Annotated in this window: 26 protein-coding genes; 8 read left to right on the top strand and 18 right to left on the bottom strand. The window is 46.6% G+C overall.

What is annotated here, in order from left to right; translation table 11 throughout:
* The 4 genes from EXU85_RS02485 to EXU85_RS02470 form a co-directional block, all read right to left on the bottom strand.
* The gene (locus tag EXU85_RS02485) at positions 1-141 is read right to left on the bottom strand and encodes a DUF3500 domain-containing protein (protein ID WP_142770557.1); all 141 of its coding nucleotides are present in this window, start codon (positions 139-141) and stop codon (positions 1-3) included.
* Between the two features lie 3 nt (positions 142-144).
* Complete coding sequence (locus tag EXU85_RS02480) at positions 145-1,272, bottom strand: DUF3500 domain-containing protein (protein WP_142770556.1); 1,128 nt, start codon at positions 1,270-1,272, stop codon at positions 145-147.
* Between the two features lie 435 nt (positions 1,273-1,707).
* Positions 1,708-2,412, bottom strand: coding sequence for a LytTR family DNA-binding domain-containing protein (locus EXU85_RS02475; RefSeq protein WP_142776591.1), 705 nt, complete (start codon positions 2,410-2,412; stop codon positions 1,708-1,710).
* On the bottom strand, positions 2,412-3,611 hold the full coding sequence (locus EXU85_RS02470; protein WP_142770555.1) for a sensor histidine kinase: 1,200 nt from the start codon (positions 3,609-3,611) through the stop codon (positions 2,412-2,414). The genes EXU85_RS02475 and EXU85_RS02470 overlap by 1 nt, the downstream gene beginning before the upstream one ends.
* A gap of 225 nt (positions 3,612-3,836) precedes the next feature.
* Between EXU85_RS02470 and EXU85_RS02465 the strand changes: the two genes are divergently transcribed.
* From EXU85_RS02465 to EXU85_RS02455, 3 genes are all read left to right on the top strand, one after another.
* Positions 3,837-4,844 (top strand): methylenetetrahydrofolate reductase, encoded by a 1,008-nt coding sequence (locus EXU85_RS02465; protein WP_142770554.1) that lies wholly within the window; start codon positions 3,837-3,839, stop codon positions 4,842-4,844.
* A 295-nt stretch (positions 4,845-5,139) separates the two neighbouring features.
* Positions 5,140-5,478, top strand: a complete 339-nt coding sequence (locus EXU85_RS02460; RefSeq protein ID WP_142770553.1) for a PadR family transcriptional regulator — start codon at positions 5,140-5,142, stop codon at positions 5,476-5,478.
* Positions 5,466-8,183, top strand: a complete 2,718-nt coding sequence (locus EXU85_RS02455) for an ABC transporter permease (protein WP_246859406.1) — start codon at positions 5,466-5,468, stop codon at positions 8,181-8,183. The genes EXU85_RS02460 and EXU85_RS02455 overlap by 13 nt, the downstream gene beginning before the upstream one ends.
* Before the next feature lie 255 nt (positions 8,184-8,438).
* On the opposite strand, the gene EXU85_RS02450 is transcribed toward EXU85_RS02455, so the two are convergent.
* From EXU85_RS02450 to EXU85_RS02440, 3 genes are all read right to left on the bottom strand, one after another.
* Positions 8,439-9,020: a hypothetical protein gene (locus tag EXU85_RS02450; protein WP_142770552.1), complete on the bottom strand. Its 582-nt coding sequence runs from the start codon at positions 9,018-9,020 to the stop codon at positions 8,439-8,441.
* Positions 9,010-9,522, bottom strand: coding sequence for an RNA polymerase sigma factor (locus EXU85_RS02445; protein WP_142770551.1), 513 nt, complete (start codon positions 9,520-9,522; stop codon positions 9,010-9,012). The genes EXU85_RS02450 and EXU85_RS02445 overlap by 11 nt, the downstream gene beginning before the upstream one ends.
* A 398-nt stretch (positions 9,523-9,920) precedes the next feature.
* Positions 9,921-10,262: a LytTR family DNA-binding domain-containing protein gene (locus tag EXU85_RS02440; protein WP_142770550.1), complete on the bottom strand. Its 342-nt coding sequence runs from the start codon at positions 10,260-10,262 to the stop codon at positions 9,921-9,923.
* A gap of 360 nt (positions 10,263-10,622) precedes the next feature.
* Here EXU85_RS02440 and yiaA point away from each other — a divergent pair, with 360 nt between their 5' ends.
* A complete protein-coding gene (gene yiaA, locus EXU85_RS02435) occupies positions 10,623-11,021 on the top strand; it encodes an inner membrane protein YiaA (RefSeq protein WP_142770549.1) in 399 nt (132 codons plus the stop codon).
* A gap of 277 nt (positions 11,022-11,298) precedes the next feature.
* Here the strand turns inward: yiaA and EXU85_RS02430 are convergent, their stop codons facing one another.
* The 3 genes from EXU85_RS02430 to EXU85_RS02420 all read right to left on the bottom strand — a co-directional run bounded on the left by EXU85_RS02430 (position 11,299) and on the right by EXU85_RS02420 (position 14,692).
* Positions 11,299-11,613 carry a hypothetical protein gene (locus tag EXU85_RS02430; RefSeq protein WP_142770548.1) on the bottom strand — a complete coding sequence of 105 codons (315 nt, stop codon included), beginning with the start codon at positions 11,611-11,613 and terminating at the stop codon, positions 11,299-11,301.
* Between the two features lie 1,595 nt (positions 11,614-13,208).
* Entirely contained in the window at positions 13,209-14,318 is a 1,110-nt protein-coding gene (locus EXU85_RS02425) for an alkene reductase (RefSeq protein ID WP_142770547.1), read from the bottom strand.
* A gap of 104 nt (positions 14,319-14,422) precedes the next feature.
* Positions 14,423-14,692, bottom strand: a complete 270-nt coding sequence (locus tag EXU85_RS02420) for a helix-turn-helix transcriptional regulator (RefSeq protein ID WP_142770546.1) — start codon at positions 14,690-14,692, stop codon at positions 14,423-14,425.
* 75 nt (positions 14,693-14,767) lie between these two features.
* Between EXU85_RS02420 and EXU85_RS02415 the strand changes: the two genes are divergently transcribed.
* The 3 genes from EXU85_RS02415 (at position 14,768) to EXU85_RS02405 (ending at position 17,374) form a co-directional block, all read left to right on the top strand.
* On the top strand, positions 14,768-15,361 hold the full coding sequence (locus EXU85_RS02415; RefSeq protein ID WP_142770545.1) for a hypothetical protein: 594 nt from the start codon (positions 14,768-14,770) through the stop codon (positions 15,359-15,361).
* Between the two features lie 325 nt (positions 15,362-15,686).
* Complete coding sequence (locus tag EXU85_RS02410; protein WP_142770544.1) at positions 15,687-16,238, top strand: RNA polymerase sigma factor; 552 nt, start codon at positions 15,687-15,689, stop codon at positions 16,236-16,238.
* A gap of 110 nt (positions 16,239-16,348) precedes the next feature.
* Entirely contained in the window at positions 16,349-17,374 is a 1,026-nt protein-coding gene (locus tag EXU85_RS02405; RefSeq protein WP_142770543.1) for a sensor histidine kinase, read from the top strand.
* Between the two features lie 36 nt (positions 17,375-17,410).
* Here EXU85_RS02405 and EXU85_RS02400 read toward each other — a convergent pair whose 3' ends face one another.
* From EXU85_RS02400 to EXU85_RS02370, 7 genes are all read right to left on the bottom strand, one after another.
* Positions 17,411-17,815, bottom strand: coding sequence for a LytTR family DNA-binding domain-containing protein (locus tag EXU85_RS02400; protein ID WP_168207723.1), 405 nt, complete (start codon positions 17,813-17,815; stop codon positions 17,411-17,413).
* Positions 17,816-18,252: 437 nt separating this feature from the next.
* Positions 18,253-18,648, bottom strand: a complete 396-nt coding sequence (locus tag EXU85_RS02395) for a hypothetical protein (RefSeq protein WP_142770542.1) — start codon at positions 18,646-18,648, stop codon at positions 18,253-18,255.
* A gap of 13 nt (positions 18,649-18,661) precedes the next feature.
* A complete protein-coding gene (locus EXU85_RS02390) occupies positions 18,662-19,546 on the bottom strand; it encodes a universal stress protein (RefSeq protein WP_142770541.1) in 885 nt (294 codons plus the stop codon).
* Positions 19,547-19,560: 14 nt separating this feature from the next.
* Positions 19,561-20,430, bottom strand: a complete 870-nt coding sequence (locus tag EXU85_RS02385; protein ID WP_142770540.1) for a universal stress protein — start codon at positions 20,428-20,430, stop codon at positions 19,561-19,563.
* 176 nt (positions 20,431-20,606) lie between these two features.
* Positions 20,607-21,380: a TIGR00730 family Rossman fold protein gene (locus EXU85_RS02380; protein WP_142770539.1), complete on the bottom strand. Its 774-nt coding sequence runs from the start codon at positions 21,378-21,380 to the stop codon at positions 20,607-20,609.
* A gap of 314 nt (positions 21,381-21,694) precedes the next feature.
* Positions 21,695-22,195, bottom strand: a complete 501-nt coding sequence (locus EXU85_RS02375) for a hypothetical protein (protein WP_142770538.1) — start codon at positions 22,193-22,195, stop codon at positions 21,695-21,697.
* A gap of 26 nt (positions 22,196-22,221) precedes the next feature.
* A complete protein-coding gene (locus tag EXU85_RS02370; RefSeq protein ID WP_142770537.1) occupies positions 22,222-22,656 on the bottom strand; it encodes a pyridoxamine 5'-phosphate oxidase family protein in 435 nt (144 codons plus the stop codon).
* Between the two features lie 185 nt (positions 22,657-22,841).
* Between EXU85_RS02370 and EXU85_RS02365 the strand changes: the two genes are divergently transcribed.
* Complete coding sequence (locus tag EXU85_RS02365; RefSeq protein WP_142770536.1) at positions 22,842-23,675, top strand: universal stress protein; 834 nt, start codon at positions 22,842-22,844, stop codon at positions 23,673-23,675.
* 153 nt (positions 23,676-23,828) lie between these two features.
* Here EXU85_RS02365 and EXU85_RS02360 read toward each other — a convergent pair whose 3' ends face one another.
* Complete coding sequence (locus EXU85_RS02360) at positions 23,829-24,275, bottom strand: 5-fold beta-flower protein (RefSeq protein ID WP_142770535.1); 447 nt, start codon at positions 24,273-24,275, stop codon at positions 23,829-23,831.
* Positions 24,276-24,334 lie beyond the last annotated feature (59 nt).

Here is a 24,334-nt window from a genome sequence, read left to right as displayed (position 1 = left end):
TTACTTTGTACCACCATAGTATGTGGTATGATCCCGCCAGACCGAGTGCGGGTGCGGTGTATTTTTAATGATAACCCCGCCTTGATACGGAAATTCGATCCAGACATTAGGACTATCACTTACCAGAATGTATCGCTTCATCCGTTAGTTACCACCATAGTCTGTGGTATGATCCCGCCAGACCGAGTGGGAATGGGGTGTATTCTTAATGATAACCCCGCCCTGATAGGAAAACTCGATCCAGACACTCGGCCCATCAATACGCACATAATCGCCTTGCGAACTCATCGCGGTTGTTCCTGAATAAGCGATGTAGGTATTGGCTAACTCCGAGGTATACTTGGTTAGTACGGAAGCCGCCAGGCTCGCATCCAGATCGTTGACATACAACTTAATGGCACTTAAAACCAGCGCCTGCTTGTCGCTGCTCAGATTGCTCACCAGCAGACCGGACTTGGTAGCCGGAAATTTACCATCCTGCCCGGGCCCCAGTACCAGATCATTGTAAGTGCCGGATAATTTTGCCGTCGTTTGCTCGGCGGTACTCAGCCCCGTTAGCATGGCGGCAAAAGCTACTCGCTCCTGCTCAAAGGCCTGGTATGTACGACTGGCTGTGGTCACAGCCGCCTGAGGCTCGGTGCCCCGAAAAGCGGGGGTAACACCCGTATTCGCTCCGCCGTTAAAGGTGAAAGGCTGGGTGTAATGGTGGCCGGTGAACAGAATCGCCCACAAGCTCGACGTACTAGGCGTACCCAGAATCGAGATATAATAATTACCAGCCCCGTAATCTGAACCTCCGCCAATGGTGTTGAGGTAATCATCGGCTACCAGATTGCCGATCATCTCATCATAACCTTCGTTCGTTGTGTTTAGCGCCAGCACAGCTACCATCAGGTTGCGGAAGGCGGCTAGTTGGGTGTCGCTGAGTGAGCCCAGGCTGATCCCTATTCGGGCGGATAGACCCGCGGGCAGGTTCGACCATTTTTGGGCGTTTGATTTGGAATAGGTGAGTTGAGTGGTGGCCAGTTGCGTACTGGATAAGGTCGCTTTAAAGGCTTCGGTCAGGCAGACGATCTGAGCAACACCGGTTGAGGTACAGGTTGTAGTTGTAGCCGTAGCGGACAGAGCCGTTGTAATTGAGCTGGAGCTACTTGTTGTCGAACCTGTTGAACTGGAACTGGTGGAGTCGACCTCCGTTGATTTACAGGATTCGAAGAGGTTAGAGAACCCCAGTAGGATTAGCAGGGAGATAGCTAGGTTAATTCGTTTCATGATGTATGCTTCGTAATTCTACGTAACGCCTGTTTGCTTTTGTACTCTAGTACTTAAAACCGGTAATCACTGTTGCACAGCCAATGCCTTGGTGGGGTAAAGAGCCAAAATGTTGTGGCGAATGAGCTGTTTATTGATTGATCAGCATGGATAATCCGGCACTTTCTCCACCGGCGGGTTATGCTGACGAGACAAAGGTCGCCTATAAAAAAAGGGGGTAAAAAAAAGAGTGGTCAACCCTATTAGTTTAGGGGTAATTAGGCTGGATTTGTGGCGAATAAGGAAAATTCTGGGGTTAAACCAGTCTGCCGACTAAGCCGAAAATGCTCATCAACACGTGTTTAAACGAATCGTGCAGCAGCCACCGAACCTGGCGACTGCTGCACGTTCAAAATCAATTAATCAGGATACGAAAAGCCGCTTACTTAGGAGCTTTTATTTCATAAACAGGCTAAAAAAATCTTTTTCATAGCTACTTCCAATCGGAATTTCTTCTTCGCCTATTAGAATCATACGACCACGGATCGATTGAATTTTATCGATGGCGACAATGAAGGACCGATGAACGCGAATGAATTTAGTGGCAGGTAACTTGTCCAGTATGGCTTTTAAGGTAAGCCGTAAAACCACGGGTTGTCCTTCCCGCACATGAATCTTGAGGTAGTTATCCAGCCCCTCAATAAAGAAAATATCAGCAACAGTCACCTTTACCAGACCGTAATCAGCCCGAAAGAAGAGCTGCGTCGGTTCTGACTCTGAAAGGTTTTGGCTGTTTATCTGCTGGAGTGTACGCCACCGGGCCTGGGCGCGCTGCATGGCTTTGTTGAACCGCTCGAAGGTGTAAGGTTTAAGAAGATAATCTGCGGCTTCTACGTCGTAGCTCTCCAACGCATACTCACTATAGGCCGTCGTGAAAATAACGAGGGTTTGTTGCGTGATGGATTTAAAAAAGGCTAATCCCGACTCCTTCGGCATATTAATATCCAGAAAGATTAAATCGACGGGATTGCTTTCGAGATAGATACGAGCTTCGCCTGTTCGGGTGAAGGTTTTGACCAGATCTACAAAATCAATTCGACTACAGAAGGCTTCGATTACATCCAACGCAGGACGTTCATCATCCAACGCTATTGCTTTCATCATGATAAGGTAAGAGTTAAGGTGACGTGGTAATGCGATGGGGTATCCTCAACGACTAGTTCATGTTCAGCTGGATAAAGGAGCCTTAGCCGTTCCCGGGCATTTTTCAGTCCAACCATCGTTGATTTTTCCAGTTGATTAACGTCAACCTTGTTGTTAGCAACATATAACCGTAGCTGCTCATCTTTGATAGATAAATGAATGATAATCAGCGAGTCTTCTTCTGGACTAACGCCATACTTGAACGCATTTTCAATGAAGGAGAATAGCAGTAGCGGTGCTATTTGTAGCCCATCCCCGTTTCCTTCCAATTGGTAATCAATCTGAACCGCATCCCGCAAGCGTGCCTTTTGTAAATCAATATAGTTAGCTATATAGTTAACCTCGGTTAACAAGGGCACCTTATCCCGGTGGGCATCACGAATAATATAGCGCATAAACTCAGCGAGCTTGACAATCGTATCCGCCGTCTGTTCATCGTTCCGAATCGCCAGAGAATAAATGCTGTTGAGCGTATTAAACAGGAAATGGGGATGAATCTGCGCTTTCAGCTGCTGTAATTCAGCCTTCAACTGATCGGTCTCAACCTGCCGGAGCCGATTAGCCGTTAGCACCGAGATCGATAACAGGGTACTTACACTTCCCAATAAAAAAAAGAGAGCCAGCTTGACGGGCAGTAAGAGCGTAAACGGAGGGCCGTGGTGATCACCTGGCCGTCTTCTGTCTGGCCAAGAGCCATTCGGTGGCCGGGAAGGCCTCTGTTTGGTGTGGGGATAAAAAAAAGGATCAAGCTCGTTTGGATGTGACTGATCAGGGGGAGTGGAATGGGGTTCCAGCATCATTTCCTCCACAAAGATTTGTCGGCCCCAAGCCAGTAGGGTGTTCTCCTTAGGTGGTTTAAAGTAGGCCCACTGCTCGATCCGATACGGAAGAAAGGCAACTGTTAATACGCAACAGGCCGCAACAAGGGTGTACCGTGCATACTGTTTGGCCAGAAACCAGCGCGGAACAAATACGGTGTGGTTATAGTAGGAGAAAAGCAGCAACAAGATATAAGCCAGTCCATTTTGAATAATATGTTCATGTGGGTTAAGTGGTTGCCAGCTCACACCCTGATACATAAAATAGACAAGCGGTAGTGCCGCCAAAGCGATACCAATTAATAATTGTTTACCGTGAATTCTGAACCAGGCCACCATTTCTGGATGTGATGAGTTACAAAATTAAGCTAACCCTAGTGTTGACGAGAATAAATGTGGTTGATGACCCCAATGTTGGGGTAAATGAGTGGCTACCGGCGAAATGAGACAGGCGGAAAATAAGTACCTATAGAAGCCATAAGCGATGATGGCTGAAAATTCATTATATAGGTACTATCTTTAAAACCAAATGAAGAAGCCTTAAGCCCTGGTTCAAGTACAATCATGTTTTTAGAAAAGATCAAATCCGGAGAATCTGGCGTGCTACTGTACGGCATCACGCCACCCAAAGCCGGTACGGCCCCTGAACGCGTTGCCGAGATTGCCCAAAAAACCATTGAGCGACTGACTGCTCTGGATATCGATGCCCTCGTGGTGTATGATGTTCAGGATGAGTCGGCCCGGACAACAGAAGAAAGGCCCTTTCCCTTTATAAATGCGCTTGACCCGCTTGTTTTTGCGGCTGGTTATCTGGGTACATTAACCATTCCGAAAATCATATACCGCCCTGCCGGCAAGTTTTCTAACGTAGAGCTCTCTGATTGGCTGGAAGAACTGCACGACCACAATTTCTATCCTGTTTTTGTAGGTGTGCCAGCACCGGATTACCCGGTAAAAACCAGTCTGCCGGAAGCATACAGGCTCTGGAGCAAACACCAGAACACATCCGTTATCGGCGCGGTAACCATCCCCGAACGGCACAACGTACTGAACGATGAAGATGTCCGAATGCTGGATAAGATGAACTGCGGTGTATCGTACTTTATTTCACAGTGTGTGTTCAATCTTGACTACGCCAAGCAGGTTATCGAAGACCTGACTATCCGTTGTAACACGCAACAGGTAAAAGCCCCGACGATCATTTTCACCATTACCGCTTGTGGATCGACTAAAACACTCCATTTTATGGAATGGTTGGGTATTCACGTACCGGATGAATTGAAAGAAGACCTGAAAAAATCGGACGATATCCTTGAAAAATCGGTGCAGATATGTCTCGACATTGCCACCGAACTGACCACATTCTGCATGGAACGCTCAATCCCTTTCGGCTTCAATATTGAAAGCGTTGCCATTCGCAAAGCAGAAATCGAAGCGTCCATTTATTTAGCTAATCAAATAGGTCAGATGCTGACGGATAAAGGGGTACGAAATCCGTCAGAAGGGAAAGGTCTGGAACTCACGAGCGGCAAGCAAAACACACCCGATACGTGGGTTATCAAAGATATCTAGAAGAACTACATTCACCTGTAGTTCGAACTCCAGGCGTACGTTTTAAAATTTTTCAGCGATTCGATTGCTACGTATCGAAGTAAGCCTGGCTACCCATATCAGCAACTAGCTGGCGAGGCCTACCCTCTGTCCATTTTTGTACGATACGTGTCCAAAAATGGACAGATTCCCATCCGGTTCTACCCTAAAATAGCCCTTTTTGAGTAGGCAGGCCACGGATTGATAGTTGGTCTGGTATTTGTACGACAAAGTCTATACTAATATTGAACGCAATTTATTTCAACCGCTTTTCACAATGAAACGAGCCTTTTTAGGAGAGCTGGAAGAAGTCGTTTTACTGACGGTAGCCGCTCTACAGGAGTCGGCTTACTGTGCCTCCATTACGCAAACCATTGACCAGCAAATGGCCCGTAGCATCAGCTTTCCTACTGTCCACACCACCCTGCAACGGCTGGAAGAAAAGGGATTCGTCTCTTCCGAGATGGGCGGAGCTACCGCCGAGCGGGGAGGTCGTCAAAAACGTCTGTTCACGGTAACCACGGCTGGGCAACGAGCGCTGATCGAGTGTCGGCAGATGCGTAGCCAATTATGGGATCAAATTCCAACGCAAGTTGTACAGCTATGGGGCGCTTGACCAACGGCAACGAACACCATTCCGGGCCGCCACGCTGGGCCGCCTGGCTGCTGAATCGATTCAGCCCGCCTGGCCTGGAAGACGAACTACAGGGCGATTTACTGGAAATGTACGCCTACTGGGTGAAGACGATAGGCGAATCGAGAGCCCGTTGGCACTATATACTGGCGGTACTACGCATGATTCGCCCATTGGCCCGACGCAGAACTACCGAGGCTTACGCTAATTCAAACCCGAAATCGCTCCGGCCCACCAGCTTGCCGCCAGCGTACCAGAACACATTTATCCTACAACCCGCTATGATTCAAAATTATTTTCTCATCGCCTGGCGTAATCTGCGCAAGAACCGCGCTTACGCGTTCATCAATGTAACAGGGCTGGCCCTCGGCATGGGTTGTGCACTGCTGATTTTTGCCCTGGTGCGCTACCACTTCCAAACCGATCACCATCATCGGAACTTCGACCGGATCTACCAATTTACCTCCCGATTTACATCATCTACGAATGAACTCAACATTCAGGGCATCCCCTATCCGCTCGGACAGGCGGTCCGCAGCGATTATCCCGGTATTGAACGGGTGGCGATGCTGGAAGAGTGGTACTCGCCCCTGGTAGCGGTACCCGTTGCGAATGGGGTCGATAAGAAAATCAAGGATAACGACTACAAGGGTGCCTTTGTTGAACCAGCCTACTTCAAGATTTTCGACTACACCTGGCTGGCGGGTGGGCCTGATGACCTTCGCCAACCCGGCACGGTCGTGATGAGCGCCGAGATGGCTACCAAATGCTTCGGTACAACAACCAGCGTTGTTGGCCGAACCGTCCGGCTCGACGCCCGTATTCCGGCTCGCGTAGTCGGTGTGTTCGCCGACTATCGGGACGATACCGATCTGGCATACTCGATCATGGCCTCCTGGGGATCACTTAAGGAGCAGCTCGGCATGCGTCCTGAAGATGAACCTTTTGACAACACCAATGGCAGTACCCACTGTTTCGCCCTGTTCAACGACCGCTTCACCGTCTCGGATTGGAACCGGAATCTGCTATCGTTCATCAAGAAATATAATCCGAAGCAACTTAAAGGAACCTCCTATCCAGCTATCCCATTCAGCACCATGCACTTATCGCCCGAATACGGCGGGGTAAGCCGGGGATTGCTACTATCGCTGGCATTGATTGGCCTGTTGCTGGTGGGTACGGCGAGTATCAACTTTGTGAATCTCGCTACGGCACAGGCGCTTAACCGGGCCCGGGAGGTGGGCGTTCGGAAGGTATTGGGAAGTACCAAAACGCAGCTATTCTGGCAATTCATGGGCGAAACAACCCTTATTGTCGGTATAGCCTTCGTGTTGGCGGGAGCCTTATTTTGGTATGGGCAAACGCTGGCCCACACCTACCTGCACGGCCCATTCCGGTTTACATTTTACTTTTCACCCGCCGTAATCGGGTGGTTAGCCCTGCTGGTGTCAACCGTTATTCTGCTGTCGGGCCTGTATCCGGCGCTGGTTGTGGCGGGTTTCCGACCCGTGGTAGCGCTGGCGGGTCGGCTCACCACGCAGCAAGTGGGCGGGTTTTCGCTCAGACGGGGCCTGGTGACAACCCAGTTCGCTATTTCACAGATGCTGATCATTGGGTTGATCGTGGTGGCCAATCAGCTTAGCTACGTTCGGGCTAAGGACCTGGGCTTTCGTAAAGATGCCATTCTGACCGTGAGTTTGCCCAACACACCAACGCAGGACCTGAGTAAACTCAGTACGTTCCGTAACCTGGCGACCGCTCTACCCGATGTTGGCCAGTTCAGTTATTCGATGGGTGGACCTCCCCAGTCTGGCTGGACCAGTCAGACTAGGGTTCGTTTCGACACTCGTCCCAAAGAAGAGCCTTACGGACCCCAGCAGGCCTGGATCGATGCCAATTATGTGGGCGTGTATGACCTCAAGTTAGTGGCCGGGCGCAATATACAGCCTTCTGACACAGCCCGCGAAGCGCTCATTAACCAAACATTTATGCACCAGCTGGGCTTCAGCCATCCGAAGGACGTATTGGGCAAGTTCTTACATAAAGAGGGTTTTGCACCCCTGGAAATTGTGGGCGTGTTGACTGATTATAATCAGTCGGACCTTAAGCAGCGGATCAATCCGCTATTTCTGACCACGCTCGCCAGTGGCTACTATTCGGCCAATATTCAACTAAACGCTGCGAACTACAGTCGGGCGTTGGCTCAGTTAGAGCAAGTGTACAATCAGGTGTATACCGACAGTTTTTTCGAACCATCGTTTGTGGAAGATCAGCTCCAGAAGACCTATCTACAGGAGCAGACGATGGGCAGGCTGATCAACTTTTTTGCCGGGATTGCCTTGCTCATTGGCTGTATGGGTTTGTACGGGCTCGTATTGTTCATGGTCGTGCAGCGAACGAAAGAAGTTGGCGTGCGCAAAGTATTAGGGGCCAGTACCGGTAGTATTTTGTGGCTGTTCAGTCGGGAGTTTGTGCGGCTAATTGGTATTGCTTTCGTTCTGGCCGCTCCCGTGGCATGGTGGGTAATGAACGGCTGGCTGAACAATTTTGCGTATAAGATTTCGCTCAGTCCACTCATATTTCTGCTGGCATTGTTGGCAACAGGAATCGTTGCCCTGCTAACGGTGAGTTTCCAGGCCCTCAAAGCATCCCTGATGAATCCGGTAAAAAGTCTGCGATCCGAGTAAAAAATAGCGTCCGTCCAAAATACTTGTCTGGACGGGCGCTATTTTTACTGGTTACTACGGAAAGGCCGCTAAATGTAGGGTTCAATAAACGATGGCAAGTCCATTCTGAAAAGAAAAAAAACCACTCCCCCCAGTTCAAAACATCGACTCACAATTTGTACTTTTAGTTGAGCTACTGGTTTAGCATGCCCGTATTGGTAAACCTGTCAATCTGGCTTAACTAGCTGAAACGTGACCGCCCTGGTATGCCTAAACTCAACCAGTAATCTCTTCTTTCTCCAATTTTTTTTGTAGCGATTCCAGCTCTCGCTTTTTGTTGGTATAAACCCGATGTTCCCATCCACTGGCAAAATAGGTTAGGGCAAAAAACGCCAGAACACCCAGTGCTAGCCAAACCGATTTACCACCTTCCCAAATACTTAACAGGCTAAGGATTCCAATAGGCAGCGTATTCCAACGCATCAGTTGGGAAAGATGTACCTGGTAAGTTGCCATCGAGACTGCATGATTCAGTTCCCCAAGCATAGAGCGATCAAACTCATTTTCACCTTTTAGCCTGCGAAACCGACTCATCAGAACATACAAGGCAGTAAGAAACATCCAGGCAGCCATGATATAGAGAAAAAGGCTCTCTGAATGCTTGAAAAAATTAATTCCAAGTATCAAACCCCCGGCAATGCTATTCACGAAAAGCAAGAGCAATTCACTGATAGTCGTGATATGGTGAGCCTGGTTCTTTTTTGCCAGAATACGCTTGTGTAATGCGTTTTCATTGATAACCCACAGTGGCTCTCTGGTCTGGGAATCCCAGATTTTTTGTAATTCGTCAAATTCCATGACAATCCTGTTGTTTAGATTTAGTGATAAGCTGTTTTTTAATTCGATTAATTTTTACCCCAACATTTGATTCCGAGATTCCCAGTATGCCAGCCATCTCTTTATAGCTAAACCCATCTAGCAGGAGTAAGGAAATAGAACGATCAATTTCATCGAGCTTATAAATTTCCTCATAGAGCCAGGTCAGGCGCTCATCCATCTCAATGGTACTCTCTTGCAAAATAGCCTGGATGTGATCAAGTGTTTCTTGAGATTGGGTATGTTTTCGTTCTTTACTAAGCCATTTAATAGCCGTATTTAGCGCGATACGGTACATCCAGGTAGTATTGGACGACTGCTGTTTGAAAGTTGGAATGGAATGCCATACTTGAATAATGATCTCCTGGAACAGATCATCCTGATCCATAGCTGTAAACGCATAAGCCCGTACTACTTTAAAAAGTAAGGCCTTATGCTGGCTTAGCCACATCTCAAAAATATGGTTCTGTTCTAGTTCACTCATGACACCACGTATTTACCTCATTAGTACTTATCATGGTATGAATTCTTACAAGGGAAGAAAAAATTACGATTTTTCGTCACAAGCAACGGCACTCTATTAGCGCTGAATTACTTCTCTTTTTTACTCAAATTGGCTTAGGAACAGGTCATTTCAGACTACTTTAGGTGCTTTTCTCAGCCTGTTATGGCTACTTCAGAGCATGATCCTTTATAGAGGCCGGATATAGAAAAGGCCCAGCTAGTAAAAAGCTGGGCCCTGGTACCTGGGGGTTAGTTTGAAGATGATCAGAAGACAGCCAATTTCTACAATATATTTCGTGTAAAGACTCACACTTAGAGTTAATTTTTGTTTTGTATCGCCTTACAGGGAAATAATCGCCCTTGAAACCCAGGCTTGTATCAGTTTCTTCCAGGCTTGCCAACTTCTTTACTTACAGATTCACCCATGCGTCGCAATTTAAAAGCGACTCGCTGAATCCTGCGACGGGAAATAGCAATCTGGACACCCGTATCCATTGTAATATAAGCTATACCAGGAGAGACACTGACACAATCCTTTATATACTTCGGGTTAATCATGGCACTCTTGCTAATCCGCAAGAAAGTAGGATAGCCTTCCTCATACCACTTTAGCGTGTGGCTGGTGAGCTCAACGGTACCGTTTGAAAAATACAAATTGCTGTAGTTTCCATCACCGAGCGCATACATAATCTGATCAGTATCCAGTAGTTGTTTTCGCATAGAGGGAGAAGTATAATATTAGTTACCATATGTACGAAATCGGAATTACATTCGATTTCGCATCTGAGCATTTTTGTTTACACTATAGCCTACCCTTTATAAGAAACTTCAGGTTTTATCGGCGTACGATATGTGCCAATTGTAGCTTTAAACCATCCTATTGTTGCCTGAAAGGACCTCGTTAAAAGTTTTCACTAACTGGCAGCTTCTCACTCATTTAATTTTGTGATAGCAATTAACAGGTAGTCCTGGAAGCACCTTCAGGAGTTGCCTTTTAGTCAAGTTGCGCCTTATACAGATTTTCAAATCAGGACCAGTGAGTACTTCTTTTTTGCACACATTAAACAGAAAACATCTCGTATGAATCAAAAAACATCAGCCGCCTTTGTAGGCGCTTCATGGGTTGCTCTGGGAGCAGGTATGCTCGGTTATTTAATCGGGCTTTGGCGATCCGATATGCTTCTAAATGAAAAGGGCTTCTATTTCACCGTTTTAATGTTTGGTATTTTCTCGGTGGTATCTGTACAAAAAAGTGTCAGAGATAGACTAGAGGGGCTCCCAGTCACTGATATCTATTATGGGATCTGTTGGTTTTCAACCATATTGTCCATTACCCTATTAACAATTGGTCTATGGAACGCAACACTCTTGCCCAGTGAAAAAGGATTTTATGCATTTGCGTTTTTGCTAGGCTTGTTTGGAGCAATCGCGGTTCAGAAAAATACCAGAGATAATCAAGATTTCTCAAAGAAAGAATGACTTACTTCCTGCTTATCAGGCACTCTTCAATTTAGTTTCGCGGAGCAGTACCGGCCAGTCAACGAATGCGCATCCAGCACCCTTAAATCATATTATTCTGATTATCAATCCAATAGAATCCATTTAGGGAAGCACTAATAAAGTCATGTTGCCTCTACACTGGCCTGTATTAGCTCATTCTATTCACCCCAGGCTCTATCTAGTAGGATAAAGCCCGGGGTGTATGCTTAGCCAGTTACTTCTCTTCGGCTACCTACAACAGGAATCATGTATATGCTTACAGGAGTCGAATAAGCCGCAAATTGCCGTCCAGCTTAAAATACCCGCGATCCAGAAATCCAACAATAGCCTTTAGTTTTGCTTCAAATGCTGTTTCGCCATAGAACACAGCACCAACACCAACAATATGAATATTAGTCTGCCCTGCCCGACCTCGTGCCTGTGTAAGCAGTACTTCGGGTTTATAGGGGCTGGCAACGTACGTATCACAAAGTGCTGCATATTCTGCAAGAATACGGTCACAATCCGTTTCGGACAGGAATTCGATGCCGTGGCGAGGAAGTTGGTTTTGTTGCTCCTGAATTCGGTTCATGGCTGCAATCTACCAATTTCAATCATAGCGCGTTAGCCAATTTTTCAGACACGCTCATTAAGTGTATAGCTATAGCTTAAGTAATTAATTGCCATATACCTTCCAAAGCCAGCCAGAATAACCATGCCGAAATAGCAAATACCAGCGTCCAGGGGCCGGGAATAAGCAGCGCTTTCTTCTTGATTTCCATGACAGTAAGCGGATAGTCAGGCAAAAGTCAGGGCATAGGCTATAAGAGCTTAATGAACATATATAACCTATACGGTCGAAATTTGTTCGCTTTAGAAACGGGCTCTTTTAGGAAAGTTAACAGTTACAACCGCACAAGCCTGTTACAGCCAACGCCTGATAGCCAATTGGTAATGTCAGTAGAATAACTAGGCCGCCCGTTTTTGTGAAGCGCTCCGGCGTATTGGAATCACCAGCGTTTCGTCAATTCTGGTCCACATCCACAAACGGGATCGAGAATGTAATTGTGCAGATGGGTAGGTAAGGGCATCATAGTCTATCCCAGGATGAATGAATCGGCAGGCGGAATGAATTGGCCTAGGCCTGAGATGAGCATCCAACTTTACCAATGAGAATGAGCAGGCGCAATAACGCCAGCCTCCATATCCAGACCAGAGAGAACCCGTCACGCTGACAGGAACTGTGCAGCAGTAACGATTAGGAATAACAAAGAGCAGTGACCTCGTCTTGGTTTCCATAATTTTCAGTGTAAGACTTATCTTCATAAACCGCCCGACAACAAAAAAGATTTAATAGTACTGGAGCCTAACTATAGTTTAACCCATTTTAAATAGTAGAAGCCAGATTGGGTTGAGCACGTATAAAAAATGCGCCAGATACAGCTTTCAGGTAATGACCCGGCTTGCTTGAAAAAGGATGTAATTAAACGCGCTAATTAATAAGTCCACCGACAAGCAGATGATAAACTGACTTGATTGTCAAATAGAAAAATGAGCCCGAGATGAGAGAAACAACAGTCCAGGGACCGGGGATAGGAAGCGATTTCTTATTCATAAAAGTACGGTAGGTAATCTGCCGCTTGGAGCGGTTTGATCTATTAGATGAAAAAAAAGCAAAAAGTCACATTAAGTAATATACTCATAGTATAATTACCTTATAAATACATCAACTGAGCCTTTCCTGAAACATTACTGGAAGAATTAAATCATGGACGGCCAGAGCGGCTAAGAAGAAGTTTTGTCATGAGCCACATATGCATCCTGTTTTTCTACGAAGTAAACAGAACAGGAATTTATGCTGTGGAGTAGAGGCTATAGGAACATTAAATCAGGGCGGATTGCAGGTCAGCTTATTTGTAAGTTAAGTTATCCACACTTATCCACTGTATTTCGTGGATAAAAATCAAAAATCCTTACACAGACTAAGACTGGTATGTTCAATAGCTGCACAAACGTAATACCCTATACGGTAAGAAGTCCGGATGTTTTTACCAGAAACAAAGCATAAGGAGGCTGGATACCGTACGGTACTCAGCCTCCTTATGCTTTGTTTCTATCTATATACAATTCAACTGGCGCGCTGTATCAAAAAACGCTCTTATAATCCAGCGAATTTGTATTACATGCTTACACTTGCTGCGCTTCAACCAGCGTGGGGTAGTCGATATAACCTTGCTCAAAACCATTAGGGCCTGGTGCATACAGCGTAGCTGGGTCAAGTTGTGCCAATTCAGCCCCCGTTTCCAAACGATCGACCAGATCAGGGTTCGCAATGAATGGACGCCCAAATGCAATCAGGTCAGCCTTGCCACTTTCGAGGTCTTCTTCTGCCCGTTCAGCGTTGTAGCTACCGCATAAAATGATCGTTCCTTTAAACCCATCCCGAATTGCCGCTACCGTAGCCGCCGGTACAGCAGGAGCACCCATACCTGAATGATCAACCAGGTGCAGATACACTAAGCCAAGCTTATTTAGTTCCTCAGCCAGATAAACATATAGGTCATGGTTATCATCGGCATGAGGAAGTAGATCCCCCGCTGCTCCGAAAGGAGACAACCGCAATCCCACCTTATCGGCGCCGATAGCAGCAATTGATCCAGCCGCTATATCGAGTAAGAATCGCGCCCGATTTTCAATGGAGCCGCCATACTCATCGGTACGTTGATTGCTACGGGCGCTCAGAAACTGCTCGATCAAATAACCATTTGCACCATGCAGCTCAATTCCATCAAAACCAGCTGCAATAGCGTTCTTTGCGGCTTGAATGTATTCTTGAATAGCCGCTTTAACGTCGGCTTGGGTCATCTCCCGGGGGGTGGCGTTAGGCTGCATACCTTCTGAATCCGTCCACATATCGCCAGCCGCAGCTACGGAGGATGGGGCCAGAATTTCGGCTCCATTGGGCATATTGGCGCTGTGCGAAATCCGACCTGTATGCATTAACTGGATAAAAATCTTGCTGCCTTTTCCGTGTATTGCTGAAGTTACTTTTTTCCAGCCATCAATCTGCTCAGCATTGTAAATGCCGGGTATACGGGCATAACCCAGACCATTCGGAGAAGGTGAAGTTCCCTCCGTAATGATCAGACCTGCCGAGGCTCGTTGCGCATAATACTCAGCAATCATGTCATTCGGGATATTACCCAGGGCGCGGCTCCGGGTCATTGGGGCCATTACAATGTGGTTGGCAAGCGTTAAAGCACCAAGCTTAGCTTCTGAAAACAGTTTCTGAGCCATTCTATGTAGTTGTTTTTAGGGGTGAACAAAGCAAAGGCTTTGCAGTAATTCTCCGTGCTAACAAATCCATATATTTAAAAGTTTGGATGAATAGAAGAAACTAATTAGCCCAGGGTATCTAAAAAAGACGTTAACTGCTGAATGGCTTCTTTATTTAGCTGCAAATGCACCGTGCGGCCCTCCTTAGACGCATTTACTAAACCACTATCAATCAGTTGTTTGATATGATGAGAAACGCAAGGCTGCGACAGACCTACCAACTCAATCACCTCAGCATTAGTCAGCGTTTTTTTCTTGGTCAATTCAATCAGAATTGACAAACGTGATCTATCGGCCATAGCCCCAGTCGCTTTTTCAATAAATTTACAGTCCATGATAGCCTTGACGAGTACGGTTATTGTAAAACTAACAAATTTTGCCGGGTGATAGTGCACAGCCTCAACGTATCGATGAAACAACTCTATTCCCTGATACTCCTGGCCATCCTATTTCCCAACCTGAGTAATGCCCAGTTGGAAGTGTATAGACTAGGCAACTACCAGATTGGCGTAACTACACCTGATTCTCTTCGGGGAAATGAGTTTAAGGAAGATGAGCAATCGTATGTTAAAGGGACAATAGCCCTACCCTGTACTCATATTCGGACATTTACCGCATTAACGGTTACAGTTTCCGGCATTGCAGTGTCAACCCTTTCGCTGGCCTTTTATGACAATAGACTATTTAGGATTTCCTGCGACTACAGCGACCAGCTACAGAAAATGTTTAGCGAAAGCCATGGCAAAGGCACCGCTAAGCCAGCAGGCAGGTTTTCATTTTGCGGTAACCATAAGCCTATGTTGATTTGGGGAAATGTATGGCAGGCTGATGATCAGGTAGCCTTTGTTGTTCGTAGCAAAGGCTATAACGCTGATTGTGCGATGCAGGAAACCAGTAAACTGATAATAGCTAGTCAGCGGCTTTCGGCCCTGGCATCTGACTGCGAATTAAAAAATATGGACCCTTCCGTTGACGAATTTGAGAAAATGCTGAGGAATCCCTAGCTACCAATACCAGCCAATACCGTCAAATTTTAACGCTGAAACGTAGTGTTTTCGGCATAGCCTATATTGAAAAATTACAAATTCTCAATTAGTACAATCTACTGATAAATAGCACGTACTTTTACTTAAACCTATTGGTAAACAGCCCTTATTCAAATCCAAAACAACACTTCAGGTTTATCATTCAAATTTAATAAAGACCCGCCACTTAATAGATTTGTTATATTTTTCCCTAGTATGAGGCATCTCAAAACATACTATATACGTATGTATATCTATTCCATAGTAATTACTCCCATTTTGACGAATACACCACCCGTAAATTATGCACACTTCTTTAACAGACGAAGAAACGATTCGTCAATTGTTACCGAGTCAACCTAATCAATGTTTCGAGACGCTATATTCTCGTTATGTCAATAAAGTCTATCGCCGGTGTCTATCAATGACTAAGGACGCCGAAAAAGCCGAGGATTTTACCCACGACATCTTTTTGAAAGTATTCAGCAAGCTGGATGCATTTCAGGAACGATCAAGTTTTTCAACCTGGCTTTACTCAATCGCTTTTAATTACTGCTCAGATCAGCTACGACTAGCCAAGCGATTTAGCTTCGCTCCTATGGAAGAAGGTATAAACCAGGCACTGCCCGATTTACAGGAGGCTCAATTGCATGAAGAAACGGTTTTGGTTGTGAAGGAGGCAATAGCAACCCTTTCTGTTAACGAGCGCACCCTGCTCCGCTTAAAATACGAGGACAGTATGAGTATTAATGAACTAGCTGAGCTCTATAATCTCAAACCTAGTGCAGTTAAAATGCGTCTGAAACGGAGCCGGGAAAAGGTACAACAGTTCTGTGCCCAACAATATGGCCATTAGGCGACCACTAAACTCCGCCTTTACCAGGCTTATCGTAAGGATTTTTGCCACGTTGGCCTCTTGATAGAAATACGTAATTTTGAGTAGCCGACATTGGCTGCTCCTCTATCATGAAGCTACCAGCATATTCAAATTATGACTCGCTCCTGCAAGTCATTGTGCTGCCTATATATGTTAGTGTTTTAAACTGGCTATTGATCGGCCCTGCTTATTGGCAAAACTGGATAACATTTGGATTAGCCACAGGCATCACCCTGATTCTTTCATTCAGCAACTGGTACGTCAATAATATCATTTCCCTGAAAGTACTGAGCCTGTATCCTGACCCCAGCGAATATATGCGTCGGACAATCAGGATGTTTGTAGCCTGTGCAAGCAGTTCATGCGTGCACGTTACGCTTATTTACGGCATTTACTACACCATTAAACTACCTTATGTTGGCTTTTCTATAAATCAACTGGGGCTGGCCTGGCTCTTTACCATAATCCTGGTCGGTATTGTTGTCATTACGTACGAAAGCATCCATAATTTCGGTCACTGGCAACAGTCGCGTCGCGAAGTCGATACGCTTAGCAAAGCCCAGTTACAGGCTCAACTCGATACGTTGCGGCAGCAGGTAAATCCACACTTTCTATTTAACAGTCTTAACTCGCTCATTTCACTGATCGGCGAAGACCCTCGCCAGGCGGAACTCTTTGCCGAAGAACTTAGCTCCGTCTATCGGTACTTGCTTCGTAGTAACGAGTCGGGGTTAACCTCTTTAGCTAGTGAGCTTGAGTTTATCCAGTCCTATTATCACCTGCTTAAAACCCGTCATGGCGAAGCACTGATTCTGGATATCTGTATTCATGCTGGTACTGAAACCCGTCAACTCCCTCCCCTAACGCTGCAACTGTTAATTGAGAACGCCGTAAAACATAATATTATCCTACCCGACCAACCGCTGACTATTTCTTTAAAAACCACTGAGCACCAGTTGGTTGTTAGCAATAATTTACAGCGCAAGCCCAGCCGTACGTTCTCGAACGGTATCGGTTTGAATAACATCCTGGCCAAATATCAGATGTTAGGGCAACCTGCTCCGGTGGTCGAAGATGATGGACTGGAATTTCGGGTTACACTACAACTAGTATAACCAACGGTGCAGGCAGCACTTGTAAATCCAAATCGTTTACTTTACAGAGTTGGTGGGTCGATGAAAGTCAAGCTGACGACGAAGGATAAACCACCGACGACGTGATACGGGCAGAATTACACCCGTAACCAGATAGAACACAGGTCCACTTGCGTCGCATTCTACGCGTTCAATAAACTTGCGATTAACCATGTGGTGGCGATGCAATCGGATAAACCAGCTAGCCGGTAGTTTATCTTCAAATCGCTTTAGCGTGTACGGAACCAGTATTCGCCGACCGTTCGCAAATTGAAGCCAGGTGTAATTTAATTCGCCTTCCAGATACACCAGGTCAGCTACAGACAACCATTGTGCCCCACTACAATTGTCATAGACACGCAATGGTGGCCAGTTAAGTAATTCAGACGTAATCCACTGCCCGCGATCTACATAAAATGCCATAATGCTGAGTAATTTATCAGTTGCACAAAAAGAGCGATGGAAAACGTACACAGAGCTTCTATGCATCCAGTACATTTCCAGTACATGATAATACAAAACCAATGCCAGTCCAGACGAGAACTACAAAATCTATGGGCTCAATTACACTTGATTACAAAAACAGCTATATACACGCTTTGTTAAGATACACTAGTCAAGACGAATGTTTACTCAGGTATCAATTAGGCCTGATTAAGCCGGGGATTGGCACATAGGCAATCCGTTAACTACTAACCAGTTACCTCCTAAACGATGCCGTATGTACGTGCCCTCATACTGGAGGGATTGTTGGGATGTATTTTTTCCTCCGATAGTTATTAGACGGTCGTTTTTTAGCAAAAAAAATCCCGGTAGCTCATTTGGAGCTACCGGGATTGTGGCAAATCAATACCTATACATCAGAATGTTGGCTGAGCAACAATATAGTTTCGAATTTCGGCTTTAAACGTCCGAAAATCGGCGTGAAAGCTATCCATTTCCCCACGGAGGAATTGATGATCCTGGCGGGTTCCTGTATCCAGAACATGGTCAAACCGTACACCGGCAGCCACTTCAGAATCAATGGTCTGCATCTCTTCCAGTAACCGGTTGATGAGCCTCCGAAAATGGTGTAGCTGACTAATTTCAGCTTTCCAGGTCTCATCATCCGTAACAGCTGGGCTCATGCCCTCACCTAAAGAGCCCAGCATATCCTCCCAAAAGTTAACCTCCTGAATGGCTAGCGATAATTCATTGCGCCAGATTCGGTGTAGCAAATGAACCTGATTGAGCTGTCGATATTTTTCTGTTCTCATAAGAATTGGTCAGTTAGAGGTAAGAGGCAAATGGAGTCGTTTCCAGTTCTGACGTGGGTTTATCAACTGGGGTAGCCGTAACGGAATCATAAAGTGCCAGTAGAGGTACGCGTGGATGGTAGGCTACTGAGCGAGCTACACTTTTATTTCGCAGTACATCAAAGAAACTTTTGTGATGGGGTAGCATCACCAGCATATCTACCGTATGAATGTCTAGATAGGAATTAATACCCTGTAGTACATTCTCGTCGTGAATCGTATAGGTATCCGTTTGAAGATTCTCGAAAGCACTTACCACGTACTGGCGGCTCAGATCCGAAACCGGAGGTGTGTGCTGCTGAGGGTTTTCGATGGTCAATAGCGTAAGCTGCGCTCCCTTTCGACTAGCCAGATCGTTCAGGATATCAAACGATTCCGTGTCATTGACGGAACGATAGTCGGTGGCCAGCACCACATGTTCAAGTGGCCGGATAGGAGCCGTTGCGGGTATAACCAGCACATTTGTTTTGGCCGACCGAATCATACCCGTAGCCACACTACCAACCAGTTCACTTCGCCCAAAACCAGTTGCTCCTGTTACAACCAGATCAAAATGCTCTTGGGTAAGTAGTTCCTCAACGGCTCGTTCCGGACTACCGGGGATGACCAGCGTCCGGTAGGTGTGGTAATCCGGCACAGGCTGCTCCCTAATAGTATGTTGAAGAGCCTGTAGCGACTTCTCGGCCGACTCCCGTTGTTCGGCCAGGAGGAACACACCGCTATACCCTACCTCTGGCTGGAGAGGAAACGTATGCAGTAAACAGAAATCAGTTGCGGTATCGGCAAAAAGGGCTTGTGTAAAGGCAATAGCATGCTTTGAGGCAGCAGAGAAGTCGGTTAGTACTAAAATCTTATACATGGTCGTGTGCGTGTTTATAAAGCGTAATCTAAATTTGAAAGGTCTTCAATAAGCCGGGGCTGATCACTGCTCCCATCATCGTAAAGAGTAAGCATAGGTACAGGAGGCATGTAAGCCAATGAGCGGGTAATGCTTTTGCCTGTCAGAATATCGTTCAACCCTTTGTGTTTTGGAATCGTCACTAACAGATCTACGGAATGCCCGGCCAGATAATCGTCGATACCCTTTCTGGCATCGGAAGACTGCAAACGAGCCACGGTTGGCTCAAGAGGGGCCAGAAACTGCCGGATACTAATTTCCCGTTCAAGACGGATGGCCTTTTTACCTGGTGTATCAATCGTCAGTAACGTGAGGGTTGCTCCTTTAAGCGATGCAAGCTCTTTTACAGGACAGAGCAGTTTACAGCTCTTCAGATTAGCAAAGTCAATAGCGAGTACAATCCGACGTATGGGTTTACTAACCGCATCGAATGGCACCACTAATATGTTTGCATTTAATTGACGAATCAATGTTGTAGCGCTATTGCCAAATAACTCATTGGTACCATCTTTCTTCGCTCCAATGACCACTAAATCATAGGCCTCTGCGTCAAGATTTTGCCGGACTACATCAATCAGCTTACCTGGCATTGCCGATGAGCGGAACGTATGCCAGTCGATAGCGGGTTGTTTGCGTAACTCGGTAACCATATCCCGTAACTGGCTGATAAAGGCAGTATGCACCGTTTCGGCGACGTGCCTGGGGCTATAAAAACCATCAGCTTCTACAGGATAGACACAGAGCAGATGAAAATCGACGACGGTATCGCTAAAAAAAGAACGGGCAAATTCAAGTGCTTTGTGAGAGGCTTCCGAAAAATCGGTCAGCAGAAGAATCTTTTTCATGCGTTGCTAAGCGGTTAAAAGCAGAAAATGACCTCACAAAGGTGGCCGACGAACCCCACCCAATGTATGATGTCCATCAGGTGAATTACTGATAGAATTCAGGCCCGCAGCAGACTGTAAAAGCGACTGATTAGCTCAGCTATTTTGCGGGTAAATTGATCCGACCAAGGCTATCATCAGACCCGCTCCAGTAACCACCAGAGTGGTTTCCGGCGGGGAATTATTTTGTAATTTTCCTGCACATACGTCTGAATGTGCTGCTGAGCTTCGGCAACATCATCTGTAAGGCAAACCAGCTTCAGGTCTTTCTCGCTGATGGTTCCTACCCGAATCATTTCCTGCATATATTCCAGCAGAGGCTGGTAATAGTCGCGGCCCATTAGTACCACAGGAAAGTGATGAATCACGCCCGTTTGCACCAGTGTCAGGGTCTCAAACAGTTCATCCATTGTTCCCCAACCACCTGGCATCACCACAAAGGCGTAGGAGTACTTTAGCAGCAGCACTTTCCGCACGAAGAAGAAATTGATTGTTACACGGGTATGCAGATAGGGGTTTGGCTGTTGTTCGAATGGCAGACGAACGTTACAGCCGACCGATCGCCCGCCGGTTTCAAACGCCCCCCGATTAGCGGCTTCCATCAGCCCCGGCCCACCGCCCGTCATCACCGTAAAACCCAGTTCCTGGATAGCACGCCCCATCTGGCGAGTCAGATCGTAATACGGATGCCCTTCCCGGAAACGGGCCGAGCCAAACACCGTTACACAGGGGCCAACAAAATGCAAGGTGCGCAGCCCCTTAAGAAACTGCCAGCCAACCTGAAATATAAACCGTAGCTCAGAACGTCGGTCTTTAGGCCCCTCGAGCGATTGGCGGAGTGTGTCATCCAGCAGGGGATGGATTGGGGGGCGGGTATTCGGACTCGCCGGGGGCTGTACTGGCTTAGTCATAATCGGTCGTTTTATCAACAAAAAACCCCGTAACGAAATCGTCGCGGGGTTTGGGTCTCCCGTTCCCTCTTTAAAACTAGTGTCCTTTTTTAGTAATCCCTCGATCTACTAAAGTGATGTAAACGTACAGCCCTTGCCTCTGCCGGACTCTGCTCCAGATCAGTACTGCCGCTGATTTTGATCAATTTGTAGTTAAAATAGATTTAATTCAGTAAGCCATGACCCCTGCCTCACTAAGCTGTAGGATTCGATAGCCATGAACCGATTCTTTTTTCAGTACGGCAGAATCTATAGAACCGTTTTAGATATCGACTTCAGTCAACGGGCAGAAAAACCTGATTTTTCTTGACTACCTCGTTGATATGCTGATTAATTCCGCGGGAATAAAGTCGGTAAAAGGCCACTGCCATAAGTAATGTGGCTGGGAAAGCCGATCCTAGGCCAAGCGGAGCAATGGCCAGACAAAAAACAATTCCACCCAGGCACCCCCCTCGAAACCAACGCCCTTTCATAGCCATTGAGCCAGCAATGAGAGCCTGCCCAATGGCAATACTAAGCACCATTGGCTGAATGATCGTATCGAAGGGTCCGAGAATAAACCGGCTATAAAGCGGAATGGCATAGTCCGCATAGCTTTGATATACCCAGGGCGTATCGAGAACCGTGCGGGTATTAACGAAGGCCGCACTGGCAAATAAGAGCCCAAACACAATTCGGGCAACAGTAGGCCATCGGTAACTGGCAACGGCCTGCCCCACAGAAACTACATTGGTAACAACGTACGCAATCGTAATAAATGAATCGAGCGTTTCCATGATTGATAGAAGAAGATAACAGGTGGTTATTCCTTGATTTCGCTTCGGCCCGTTTTGCTGAGAATACGAATACGATAAACCACTGTAGGAGGTGGGGTTACCGCTTCTGATTTAGGTTGCCCATCCTGGGATTGTTTGACGGGTGCAACCCGCCCCGGACCAAGCCGCTGTTCGGCGTATTGCCGTTCATCGCCATGCAATTCTTCATATATGCCCTGCACCACTACGCTACGCCAGCAGGAAGGGCTGTACACATCGTCGACTTCAAAGCAGACGGCCGGATTCTTCCGAAGCATGTTGATTTTAGTTCCCTCATGCGTTTGGCCATAGATCGCATGTCCATCATAGAGATAAGTGACGGGTATAACCAGAACCTGCCCATCGGCAGCACAGCCAAGGCGACCAAAAAACTGAGTACTCAGCAAATAGTCTGTCACTTCGGGCGATAGGTCACGTAACATGGCGAATATCAGATTTAGGTAGCAGACCAAAATTACGCCCCCTTATGTGTGTACATACAGAGTTACGTCAGGCAGCTAAATGACTTTACTCATCTGATGAAAATCAGCTAGTTAGCCATCATTTATCAGTCAATTCTGAGATGTAAACAGGTTGCTTTGCCTGGTCATCCAAACAAATCCTACGTATGAAAACCATCCTTGTTCCTACCGACCTTAGTCCTCTCACCGACTCAGCCTTATCGGTAGCTGTTAGCCTGGCCCGAACCTACGGGTCCGAAGTTAGTTTACTGCACTCGGTAACCTACCCGATGATGATGCTTACGCCTACGTACGCAGAAGCACTACCTATTGTCACAGAAAGTACCTTGGCTGCTTACGAAAAAATTGAGCAGGATGCCTACCAAAGCTTGCAGGCATTGGCCAATAACCCAGCCTATGCTGGCGTTACAATCACCCCAACCTTACTTACCAATGGGCAGGGACTGGTAGGTGCCATCACCGACCAACCGGCCGATCTGATCGTGATGGCCTCGAAGGGCGCATCTGGCCTGGAAGAGTTATTGATTGGCTCGAATGCAGAAGCCGTTGTTCGGTATGCCCATTGCCCGGTACTGGTTATCAAACATCCCATTACTCATTTCCAACCCGAAAACATCGTTTGTGCAGTCGATGTAGACGACCGCTTGAAATCTAAACACCTTTACCCATTTCAGATGGGCGAACAGGGTTTACATCAATTTCTCTACATCATTACCCCAACCGATAACCGAGACCCAGATGGTGTACGTGATTGGGTAAATGAGTTTGCCTCAACCAAGGGAATCACCGAATTTGAGTTTGTGACCCGCCACGCCCACAATGTACCCGATGGTATTATTCAGTATGCTGAGGAAACAAAAGCAGACCTGATTGTTCTGTTCACACACGGCCACAAAGGCTTACAGCACCTCCTGTCGGGCAGTGTGGCGGAAGACGTTCTGAATCATGCCAGCCTACCTGTGCTCATTATGCGCGCCTAGCGCTTAGCTGTTGTTCGTAGATGTGGCTTTAGCCCGTGTATAGATTAGCACACGCGCTAAAGCCACAATCTGCAACAGTAAAGCCGCCTGTGATATTAACTCATCAGGCGGCTTTATTTGTTAAGTGGTTCCTGGCACAAAACCACCTGGTCTTTATTTACGACTCATATGGGTATGTTGATTTTGAAAGCAATGGAGGGCACACGCAAGGGATTTATAGCTATCGTGGACGTTTCCGATTTTCTTACCTTTTGCATCAACAATGTCGCAGGTTTCGTCGGCGTTGTCCTTGACCGTGAATACAAGCTCCCCATTGATATCATAGTAAGTTTTCCCGTCCTTCCCGATTCGGCCCATTTTTTTACCCGTTTTCGCATCGACTAAATCGCCTTGCCCATCCACAAAGGCTATTTTCTGCCCATTGGCATCCTTAATAATCTTGTCTTTGCTTACCAGTCCAATTGATGTGCCTTTACTGTCTTTAATCTGCCCCTGGGCGTTGATGCTCATTGGCTGTTTGTAATTGGGCGATTGGCCCAAAAGCCAGGATGGCAGCAGCGCGATAGCCACCAATAGAACCCATTTTTGTGCGTTTTTCATAGTACTGATTTGGTTAAAAATAAACTTGATTCACGAACGTAGGATTGCTTTCTGGCTCC

Origin of the sequence: Spirosoma sp. KCTC 42546, from assembly GCF_006965485.1 — a bacterium.
GTDB lineage: Bacteria > Bacteroidota > Bacteroidia > Cytophagales > Spirosomataceae > Spirosoma.
Note: the sequence above shows the minus strand (reverse complement) of the source record. Positions and strands in the feature narration are given on the sequence as shown.

Bases quoted from the DNA above. Each gene is read 5' to 3' on its own strand.
- EXU85_RS02410 (WP_142770544.1), top strand. From the start codon at position 15,687: ATGCACACTTCTTTAACAGACGAAGAAACGATTCGTCAATTGTTACCG.
- EXU85_RS02420 (WP_142770546.1), bottom strand. From the start codon at position 14,692: ATGGACTGTAAATTTATTGAAAAAGCGACTGGGGCTATGGCCGATAGA.
- EXU85_RS02475 (WP_142776591.1), bottom strand. From the start codon at position 2,412: ATGAAAGCAATAGCGTTGGATGATGAACGTCCTGCGTTGGATGTAATC.
- EXU85_RS02460 (WP_142770553.1), top strand. From the start codon at position 5,140: ATGAAACGAGCCTTTTTAGGAGAGCTGGAAGAAGTCGTTTTACTGACG.
- EXU85_RS02440 (WP_142770550.1), bottom strand. From the start codon at position 10,262: ATGCGAAAACAACTACTGGATACTGATCAGATTATGTATGCGCTCGGT.
- EXU85_RS02445 (WP_142770551.1), bottom strand. From the start codon at position 9,522: ATGAGTGAACTAGAACAGAACCATATTTTTGAGATGTGGCTAAGCCAG.
- EXU85_RS02365 (WP_142770536.1), top strand. From the start codon at position 22,842: ATGAAAACCATCCTTGTTCCTACCGACCTTAGTCCTCTCACCGACTCA.
- EXU85_RS02430 (WP_142770548.1), bottom strand. From the start codon at position 11,613: ATGAACCGAATTCAGGAGCAACAAAACCAACTTCCTCGCCACGGCATC.
- EXU85_RS02395 (WP_142770542.1), bottom strand. From the start codon at position 18,648: ATGAGAACAGAAAAATATCGACAGCTCAATCAGGTTCATTTGCTACAC.
- EXU85_RS02390 (WP_142770541.1), bottom strand. From the start codon at position 19,546: ATGTATAAGATTTTAGTACTAACCGACTTCTCTGCTGCCTCAAAGCAT.
- EXU85_RS02400 (WP_168207723.1), bottom strand. From the start codon at position 17,815: ATGGCATTTTATGTAGATCGCGGGCAGTGGATTACGTCTGAATTACTT.
- EXU85_RS02485 (WP_142770557.1), bottom strand. From the start codon at position 141: ATGAAGCGATACATTCTGGTAAGTGATAGTCCTAATGTCTGGATCGAA.
- EXU85_RS02385 (WP_142770540.1), bottom strand. From the start codon at position 20,430: ATGAAAAAGATTCTTCTGCTGACCGATTTTTCGGAAGCCTCTCACAAA.
- EXU85_RS02370 (WP_142770537.1), bottom strand. From the start codon at position 22,656: ATGTTACGTGACCTATCGCCCGAAGTGACAGACTATTTGCTGAGTACT.
- yiaA (WP_142770549.1), top strand. From the start codon at position 10,623: ATGAATCAAAAAACATCAGCCGCCTTTGTAGGCGCTTCATGGGTTGCT.
- EXU85_RS02480 (WP_142770556.1), bottom strand. From the start codon at position 1,272: ATGAAACGAATTAACCTAGCTATCTCCCTGCTAATCCTACTGGGGTTC.
- EXU85_RS02380 (WP_142770539.1), bottom strand. From the start codon at position 21,380: ATGACTAAGCCAGTACAGCCCCCGGCGAGTCCGAATACCCGCCCCCCA.
- EXU85_RS02360 (WP_142770535.1), bottom strand. From the start codon at position 24,275: ATGAAAAACGCACAAAAATGGGTTCTATTGGTGGCTATCGCGCTGCTG.
- EXU85_RS02465 (WP_142770554.1), top strand. From the start codon at position 3,837: ATGTTTTTAGAAAAGATCAAATCCGGAGAATCTGGCGTGCTACTGTAC.
- EXU85_RS02470 (WP_142770555.1), bottom strand. From the start codon at position 3,611: ATGGTGGCCTGGTTCAGAATTCACGGTAAACAATTATTAATTGGTATC.
- EXU85_RS02415 (WP_142770545.1), top strand. From the start codon at position 14,768: ATGAAACAACTCTATTCCCTGATACTCCTGGCCATCCTATTTCCCAAC.
- EXU85_RS02405 (WP_142770543.1), top strand. From the start codon at position 16,349: ATGAAGCTACCAGCATATTCAAATTATGACTCGCTCCTGCAAGTCATT.
- EXU85_RS02425 (WP_142770547.1), bottom strand. From the start codon at position 14,318: ATGGCTCAGAAACTGTTTTCAGAAGCTAAGCTTGGTGCTTTAACGCTT.
- EXU85_RS02375 (WP_142770538.1), bottom strand. From the start codon at position 22,195: ATGGAAACGCTCGATTCATTTATTACGATTGCGTACGTTGTTACCAAT.
- EXU85_RS02455 (WP_246859406.1), top strand. From the start codon at position 5,466: ATGGGGCGCTTGACCAACGGCAACGAACACCATTCCGGGCCGCCACGC.
- EXU85_RS02450 (WP_142770552.1), bottom strand. From the start codon at position 9,020: ATGGAATTTGACGAATTACAAAAAATCTGGGATTCCCAGACCAGAGAG.